General features: G+C 58.7%; 5 protein-coding genes, 2 tRNA genes and 3 rRNA genes. 5 read left to right on the plus strand and 5 right to left on the minus strand.

Annotation, left to right across the window (positions count from 1 at the left end):
- From H5U38_05300 to mutM, 5 genes are all read left to right on the plus strand, one after another.
- A partial coding sequence (locus tag H5U38_05300; GenBank protein ID MBC7186437.1) for a DUF4162 domain-containing protein occupies window positions 1-309 on the plus strand: 309 nt, incomplete at its 5' end.
- Window positions 309-1094: an ABC transporter ATP-binding protein gene (locus H5U38_05305; protein MBC7186438.1), complete on the plus strand. Its 786-nt coding sequence runs from the start codon at window positions 309-311 to the stop codon at window positions 1092-1094. The genes H5U38_05300 and H5U38_05305, both read left to right, overlap by 1 nt.
- The gene (locus tag H5U38_05310) at window positions 1087-2193 is read left to right on the plus strand and encodes an ABC transporter permease (GenBank protein ID MBC7186439.1); all 1107 of its coding nucleotides are present in this window, start codon (window positions 1087-1089) and stop codon (window positions 2191-2193) included. The genes H5U38_05305 and H5U38_05310 overlap by 8 nt, the downstream gene beginning before the upstream one ends.
- A gap of 5 nt (window positions 2194-2198) precedes the next feature.
- On the plus strand, window positions 2199-3317 hold the full coding sequence (locus H5U38_05315; GenBank protein MBC7186440.1) for an ABC transporter permease: 1119 nt from the start codon (window positions 2199-2201) through the stop codon (window positions 3315-3317).
- A gap of 3 nt (window positions 3318-3320) precedes the next feature.
- Window positions 3321-4148: a bifunctional DNA-formamidopyrimidine glycosylase/DNA-(apurinic or apyrimidinic site) lyase gene (mutM, locus tag H5U38_05320; GenBank protein MBC7186441.1), complete on the plus strand. Its 828-nt coding sequence runs from the start codon at window positions 3321-3323 to the stop codon at window positions 4146-4148.
- An 80-nt stretch (window positions 4149-4228) separates the two neighbouring features.
- Here mutM and rrf read toward each other — a convergent pair.
- The 5 genes from rrf to H5U38_05345 all read right to left on the minus strand — a co-directional run.
- Window positions 4229-4345, minus strand: a 5S ribosomal RNA gene (gene rrf, locus H5U38_05325).
- An 81-nt stretch (window positions 4346-4426) separates the two neighbouring features.
- A 23S ribosomal RNA gene (locus H5U38_05330) occupies window positions 4427-7464 on the minus strand.
- 132 nt (window positions 7465-7596) lie between these two features.
- Window positions 7597-7669: transfer RNA gene (locus tag H5U38_05335), tRNA-Ala, on the minus strand.
- A 41-nt stretch (window positions 7670-7710) separates the two neighbouring features.
- Window positions 7711-7784 (minus strand) — tRNA-Ile (locus H5U38_05340).
- 124 nt (window positions 7785-7908) lie between these two features.
- A 16S ribosomal RNA gene (locus tag H5U38_05345) occupies window positions 7909-8095 on the minus strand; the annotation flags it as partial.

Here is an 8095-nt window from a genome sequence, read left to right on the forward strand (position 1 = left end):
GTGGCGTTCATGCATCAGGGGCGAATCACCGCGCAAGGGGCCCCCGCTGAGCTTGCGAAGTTAGCGCGCACGAAACTGCTCGAGGTACGCTGTTCGCATCCCTTGGAGGCGGCGCGCCTCGTGCAGGGCCTCCCCTCGATTCTCAACGTGCATGCGTTTGGCGACCACCTCCGTGTGGGCACAAGAGAGCCCACCCGTGCCCGGCAAGCGATCGCCAAGAAGCTCCAGGCAAGCGGTGTTGCCGTCGACTCGATCGCTGAAGCCTCCCCCACCATCGAAGACGTGTTTGTGGAGCTGATGCGCACGTGATGAAATGGGCCGACAACACCGTGGCGATCCACACGAAGGATCTTTGCCGCAGCTTTGGCTCGTTCGTCGCCGTGGACCATGTCTCCATCGATGTGCGCTACGGCGAGGTGTTTGGCTTCCTCGGCGCAAATGGCGCGGGTAAGACTACCACCATTCGCATGTTATGCGGCCTGTTGGTGCCTACTTCCGGTGAGGCATGGGTAGCGGGCTTTGACGTCGTGCGCGACAGCGAACGCGTCAAGGCATCCATCGGGTACATGTCCCAGCGTTTTTCCCTTTATGAAGATCTCACCGTCGAGGAGAACCTCGACTTCTACGGCGGCATCTACGGCCTGTACGGACAGAGGCTGCGCAGCCGCAAAGAGGCCATGATGGACTCGTTGGGGCTTGCGGCCCACCGTGGCAAGCTGGCGCGAACGATTCCGCTGGGGTGGAAACAGCGTCTCGCTTTGTGCTGCGCTACCCTCCATGAGCCGAAAGTGCTCTTTCTTGATGAGCCGACAGCAGGGGTAGATCCCCTTTCGCGTCGGTCATTTTGGAATCTCGTCTACGGTATGGCCGAGCGCGGGAGTGCTGTCTTTGTGACCACCCACTACATGGACGAGGCGGAGTACTGTAACCGGCTGGGCATCATGCACGAGGGGAGGCTGGTGGCTTGCGATTCGCCGGCGGCGCTGCGTGCGCGGTTCAGGGCGGGCCACGTGGAAGACGTCTTCGTGCAGATCGTAGAGAGAAGTACGCGCCCAGCAGATGTGGTCACCGAGCCGGGGCAACAAGATGCGTAGCCGCCTGTTCGCCATAGCCCGCAAGGAGTTCCTGCACATCCTCCGGGACCAAAGGAGCCTGATCATCATCTTCCTCCTCCCGCTCATCATGATGGTGCTTTACGGCTATGCCATCACGTTCGACATCAGGCAAATCAGAATGGCGCTGATTGACAGAGACAACACGCCAGCGTCGCGCGCGTTGCTACAGTCCTTCACGGCGGGTGGCTTGTTTCGCGTGGTTGCTCAGCTGAACGACATCAGCCAGGTGGAAGCGCTTATGCGCAAGGGCAAGGTACATGCGGCCCTGGTGATTCCCCGCGGCTTCCAGCGGGAGCTGCACACCAAGCCCAGCACCGCAGTGGAGCTACTCATCGATGGCGCGAACGCGAACACGGCGACCATCATCCTGAACTACGCGCGCATGCTCATGGCAAAGCTGGCCGTGGAGAGCCTGCCAGGGCTCCCTGTGCCGTTTGAAGTGCGGCAGGTCGTCCTTTACAACCCGGAGCAACGCAGCATGGTCTTCATCGTGCCGGGGCTGGTGGCCGTGCTCATCATGATGATCTGCGCCTTGCTCACTTCCATAGCCGTCACGCGCGAGCGAGAGACGAACACGGTGGAGCAAATCCTTGTCTCGCCCATCCATCCGTTGGAGCTCATCCTCGGCAAGGTCGGCCCCTATGTGGTCGTGGCCTTGTTGGATGCCAGCTCAGTGGTGGTCTTCTCGGTGCTGCTCTTCGGCATTCCCTTCCGGGGGAGCGCGGCCCTCTTGCTCCTTCTTTCGGTGGTCTTTGTGTACGCGTCGCTGAGCCTTGGCGTGCTCATTTCTTCTCGGGCCACCACCCAGCGTGCCGCGCTCATGGGTGCCGTTATGGCGACGTTGCTGCCATCAATTCTCCTTTCCGGCTTCATTTTTCCGATCAGGTCAATGCCGAAGTTGCTGCAGCTAATGACCTACATCGTTCCGGCACGATACTACCTCCGGATCATCAGGGGAATAATGCTGAAGGGCGTGGGTTTCGCCCACTTGTGGCCTGACGTCTTGGCGCTTTTCGTGTTTGGCACAGTCCTGCTACTCGTCAGCGTGGGGAGGTTCCGCACGAGGCTGGAGGGCTGAGCGCCGTGCGCCGCGTCCTTTGTATCATTCGCAAAGAGTTCTTGCAGGTCTTCCGCGACCGCGCCATGGTCTTTCTCATCTTCATGGCGCCAATTGTGCAGCTCATCGTGCTCGGGTATGTGGTTTCCAGTGAGGTCAGGCACCTGGCGACGGTGGTCTGCGATGGTGATCGCTCCGCGCACAGTCGCGAGCTGGTCGCCCGGCTGAAGAACTCGGGGTATTTCGATGTGCTCTTCGTCGAGAACGACACAAGGCGTCTGGGCGAATACTTTGATGGCGGCCGGGCGACCGTGGCGCTGGTCATCCCCGCGGGCTTTTCGCGCGATGTGGTAGCGGGTCATATGCCGGCGCTGCAACTTGTGTTGGATGGACAGGACGCGAATAGCTCGAATGTCGCACTCGGCTATGCGAGCGGGCTGATGCAGGACTATCTCAGTGACCAGCTGCAGCGCCAGGCGCTGGCTCTCGGACGGCGCCCACGGCTGGTGGAGCCACGCGTGCAAGTGTGGTTCAATCCCGACCTCAGGTATCGTAACTACATGATCCCGGGGATTGTCGCCTTCCTGCTGACACTCACCACGGCCCTCCTCAGCGGGATGGGCCTTGTCCGCGAAAAGGAAGTGGGCACTCTGGAACAGCTGAACGTCACGCCCATCAAGCCTTACCAGTTGCTCCTGGGCAAGACGATCCCGTTTGCGATACTTGGTTTTGGCGAGGTCGCCTTGGCCATCGCTGTCGCCCGGCTGTGGTACCAGATACCCCTGGTGGGAAACCTCGGGCTCCTGGCGCTCTTCGTGGTGCTTTTTCTTTTCACAACCCTGGGCATTGGCCTCTTTGTGTCCTCCAGTTCCACTACCCAGCAGCAGGCCATGTTCTTGACCTGGTTCATTCTTATCTTCGCCCTCATTACCTCCGGCTTCCTCTTTCCCATCGAGAACATGCCGAGGTGGATACAAGCTCTAAGCTACCTGAACCCATTGCGGTATTTCATGTTGGTGGTCCGCGCGATCTTTATCAAGGGCTCAGGCATTACGGAGTTGTGGGAACAGGGGGTCATCCTTGCGGTGTTCGGCCTTGCCATCCTATTGGTGAGTGCGAGGCGTTTTGAGAAGCGGATACGGTGACCCATGCCGGAACTGCCAGAAGTCGAGAGTGTGCGCCGCTTTCTTGAGGGGAGAATCTGCGGTTTTTCCATCACTGGGGTCGAGGTCCGGGAGGGACGTCTACGTCACCATGTGGACAGCGCGGCACTGTGCAGTGTGGTCGGGTGCAGGATTGCCTCTCTCGACAGGAGGGGCAAGTACTTGCTGATGGGGCTTGACGACGGGCGTGTGGTGGTCATCCACCTTGGCATGAGCGGGCATGTGCGGCTTTGCGGCCCTGGCGTGCCGATTGAGAGACATGATCACGTGCTGTTCACTCTGGGGTCGGAGTGGCAGTTGCGCTACAATGACCCGCGCCGGTTTGGTACCGTGCAGGTGCTGGAGAAGGCAGAGGCTGAGGCGAAGAGTGCTTTCGCCAACCTTGGTCCCGAGCCGCTGAGTGATGCGTTCACTGCTGCCCACCTAAGAGCGCGCGCCCAGGGGCGGAGTATCGCGGTCAAAAGCTTTCTCATGGACGGCCGGATTGTAGCAGGCGTCGGCAACATCTACGCCAACGAGGCGCTCTTTCGGGCAGGGATCAATCCGTTACGGGCGGCTGGCTCGCTGTCGGCCGAGGAATGGCGGCATCTGCGCCGTGCCGTGCGCGAGGTGCTGCGCGCTGCTATCAAGCGAGGCGGCACTACTCTGCGCGACGAAGGCTTTCGCAACCCTGGAGGGGAAAGGGGTTACTTTCAGGTGCGGCTTCATGTGTACGGCCGCGAGGGGCTTCCTTGCCGACGGTGTGGGGGGACCATTGTGCGGGTGCGGCTCGGCGGTCGGAGTACCTACTTCTGTGCAGGCTGCCAGAGCTGAGCGAGAGCAGGCTCTCCGCTTTGAGGGAGGGCTGGAAACGAAAAGGGAAGGACATCGGTCCTTCCCTTTTCGCTATCAGTTCCCGGCGGCGACCTACTCTCCCACACGGTCGCCCGAGCAGTACCATCGGCGCTGGCGGGCTTAACTTCTCTGTTCGGAATGGGAAGAGGTGTTTCCCCGCCGCTATAGCCGCCGGAATTTTTTGCAATTTGCGATTTAGGTTTGAGGTCTTTCCTCTAGCTTCCAGACAAGTCACTAACCATCTGCTGCAAACATACGATGTTTGGTTAAGCCGCACGGCCTATTAGTATCACTCGGCTGAGTACGTTGCCGTACTTACACCTGTGACCTATCGACCTCGTAGTCTACGAGGGGCCTTCAGCCCGCCTTGCGGCGGAGGGGATATCTTATCTTGGGATGGGTTTCGCACTTAGATGCTTTCAGCGCTTATCCCGACCGAACGTAGCTACCCTGCGCTGCCACTGGAGTGACAACAGGTACACTAGAGGTTCGTCCACTCCGGTCCTCTCGTACTAGGAGCAGCTTCCCGCAAATATCCTACGCCCGCGACAGATAGGGACCGAACTGTCTCACGACGTTCTAAACCCAGCTCACGTACCGCTTTAATAGGCGAACAGCCTAACCCTTGGGACCTTGTCCAGCCCCAGGATGCGATGAGCCGACATCGAGGTGCCAAACCGGGCCGTCGATGTGAACTCTTGGGCCCGATAAGCCTGTTATCCCCGGAGTACCTTTTATCCTTTGAGCGACGGCAATTCCACGTTCAACCGCCGGATCACTAAGCCCTGCTTTCGCATCTGCTCGACCTGTGTGTCTCGCAGTCAAGCTCCCTTATGCCTTTGCACTCTACGCACGATTACCGACCGTGCTGAGGGAACCTTTGGGAGCCTCCGTTACGCTTTAGGAGGCGACCGCCCCAGTCAAACTACCCACCTAGCATTGTCCCCGGACCGGCTTCACGGCCCTGGGTTAGAATTCCAGTAGAGTAAGGGTGGTATTTCAACGGCGGCTCCCCCCGAACTGGCGTTCGGGGCTCATAGCCTCCCACCTATCCTACACATACAATACCGAAATCCAATGCTAAGCTGTAGTAAAGGTTCACGGGGTCTTTCCGTCCCGCCGCGGGTAGCCGGCATCTTCACCGGCACTACAATTTCGCCGAGCCCCTGGTTGAGACAGCGCCCAAGTCGTTACACCATTCGTGCAGGTCGGAACTTACCCGACAAGGAATTTCGCTACCTTAGGACCGTTATAGTTACGGCCGCCGTTTACTGGGGCTTCGGTTCGGTGCTTCCCCCGACAAGTCGGAGTGACACGTCCCCTTAACCTTCCAGCACCGGGCAGGTGTCAGTCCCTATACGGCGCCTTACGGCTTGGCAGAGACCTGTGTTTTTAGTAAACAGTCGCCCAGGCCATTTCTCTGCGACCTCGTTGGGCTCCTCCAGTCCCACCGAAGTGGGATGGATTCACCTACTTGAGGCACCCCTTCTTCCGAAGTTACGGGGTCAGATTGCCTAGTTCCTAAACCAGGGCTCACTCGAGCACCTTAGGATTCTCTCCCCGTCTACCTGTGTCGGTTTGCGGTACGGTCACCTGTGGGTCTCACCTAGAGGTTTTTCTCGGCAGCATGCTTAGGGTCAGTTTGTGGGCAGAGCCCTCCCGTTCGTGTCTCGGAGTTATGACCAGGCGGATTTGCCTACCCGGTCCTCCTACGCACTTAGACCGGCAATCCAGAGACCGGCTGACCTTTCACTTCTGCGTCACCCCATGGTGTCTTGGTCGACCCACTGGTGGTACAGGAATATTCACCTGTTTTCCATCACCTACGCCTTTCGGCCTCGGCTTAGGGTCCGACTAACCCTGAGCAGATTAACTTTACTCAGGAAACCTTAGACTTACGGTGTCCCGGTTTCTCACCGGAATTCTCGCTACTTATGCTGGCATAATCATTTCCAGGACCTCCAGCGCTTCTCGCGAAGCACCTTCGCAGGCAACTGGAACGTTCCCCTACCTCCCGCCACCGTGTGGTGGCGGGACCGTAGCTTCGGCGGTAGGCTTGAGTCCCGTGAATTATCGGCGCGGAATCACTTGACCAGTGAGCAATTACGCACTCTTTAAATGATGGCTGCTTCTAAGCCAACATCCTGGTTGTCTGTGCAATTCCACATCCTTTGCCACTTAGCCTACACTTGGGGGCCTTAGCTGGCGGTCTGGGTTGTTTCCCTCTCGGCAACGAAGCTTATCCCCCGCTGCCTGACTCCCGTACATCGAGGTACCGGCATTCGGAGTTTGTCTGGGTTTGGTACCCTTGTGAGGGCCCTAGCCCAATCAGTGCTCTACCTCCGGTACTCTAATACGAGGCTAGCCCTAAAGCTATTTCGGGGAAAACGAGCTATCTCCGAGCTTGATTAGCCTTTCACTCCTATCCACAGCTCATCCAAGCCGTTTTCAACCGACACTGGTTCGGACCTCCATCTCGTGTTACCGAGACTTCATCCTGGCCATGGATAGATCGCCCGGCTTCGCGTCTACTGCACGCTACTGTGGCGCCCATTTCGGACTCGCTTTCGCTACGGCTACCCCACTGAATGGGTTAACCTTGCAACGTACAGTAACTCGCCAGCTCATTATGCAAAAGGCACGCCGTCATCCCGCCGCAGCGGGACTCCGACTGCTTGTAAGCACACGGTTTCAGGTCCTATTTCACTCCGGTTCCCCGGTACTTTTCACCTTTCCCTCACGGTACTAGTTCGCTATCGGTCACGAGAGAGTATTTAGCCTTGGCCCGTGGTCGGGCCGGATTCCCACGGGGTTCCACGTGCCCCGCAGTACTTGGGAGCTCAGGACAGGAAGCTCATTGGTTTTCGCCTACAGGACTATCACCTTCTCTGGTGAGCCCTTTCCATGGCTCTTCGGCTAACCGCTGAGTTTGTCACTTCCCGGCCACGCTGCGCCGTGAACCCTCCTGAGTCCCGCAACCCCTGTCCTACAACGCACGCAGGCTTGGCATAGGACAGGTTTAGGCTCTTCCCCGTTCGCTCGCCGCTACTGAGGGAATCGCGTTTGCTTTCTTTTCCTGAGGGTACTGAGATGTTTCAGTTCCCCTCGTTGGCCCTCACCCGCCTATGGATTCAGCGGGGAGTGTTCCGGCATTACCCGGAACGGGTTGCCCCATTCGGAGATCCCCGGGTCTCAGGTTGTTTGCACCTATCCGAGGCTTATCGCAGCTTACCACGTCCTTCATCGCCTTCTCGTGCCAAGGCATCCACCGTGTGCCCTTAGTAGCTTAACCAAACGCCTAAGGTTTGCAGCAGATGGTTACTGACTCCGTCTGACGAAGCCAGAGAACCCTTGGTTGTGCCTTGTGAAGCTACCCAAATCGCAAATTGTCAAAGAACGGCTTTCAGGTTGCCCTGAAAGGACGGTGTGGAGCTGATCGGAGTCGAACCGACGACCTCCGCCTTGCAAGAGCGGCGCTCTCCCAACTGAGCTACAGCCCCGCATCTGGAAGAGCCGGTCTGTCAGTCGCCACCCTCCAGCGTGGGCCTAAGTGGAGTTGAACCACTGACCTCACGCTTATCAGGCGTGCGCTCTAACCGACTGAGCTATAGGCCCGATGCACAAAAAGATCGGACAACGACACGCATCGATGCCCGATATTGATGTATGGCCAACAGGCGTGCATGGCCTGCCTCCGCAGGCCTTGGAGTGGGTGGTGGCGTGAGGGCCACTCCCATGACTCCCTAGAAAGGAGGTGATCCAGCCGCACCTTCCGGTACGGCTACCTTGTTACGACTTCGCCCCAGTCATCGATCTCACCGTGGACAGCTCCCTCCCCGGCAAGCCGGGGTTGGGCCACTGGCTTCGGGTGCTCTCGACTCCCATGGCGTGACGGGCGGTGTGTACAAGGCCCGGGAACGTATTCA

It is taken from the genome of Calditrichota bacterium (assembly GCA_014359355.1).
Lineage (GTDB): Bacteria > Zhuqueibacterota > Zhuqueibacteria > JANLFK01 > Oleimicrobiaceae > Oleimicrobium.

Coding starts and splice junctions, on each gene's coding strand:
- H5U38_05310 (MBC7186439.1), top strand. CDS start 1,087: ATGCGTAGCCGCCTGTTCGCCATAGCCCGCAAGGAGTTCCTGCACATC.
- H5U38_05305 (MBC7186438.1), top strand. CDS start 309: ATGAAATGGGCCGACAACACCGTGGCGATCCACACGAAGGATCTTTGC.
- mutM (MBC7186441.1), top strand. CDS start 3,321: ATGCCGGAACTGCCAGAAGTCGAGAGTGTGCGCCGCTTTCTTGAGGGG.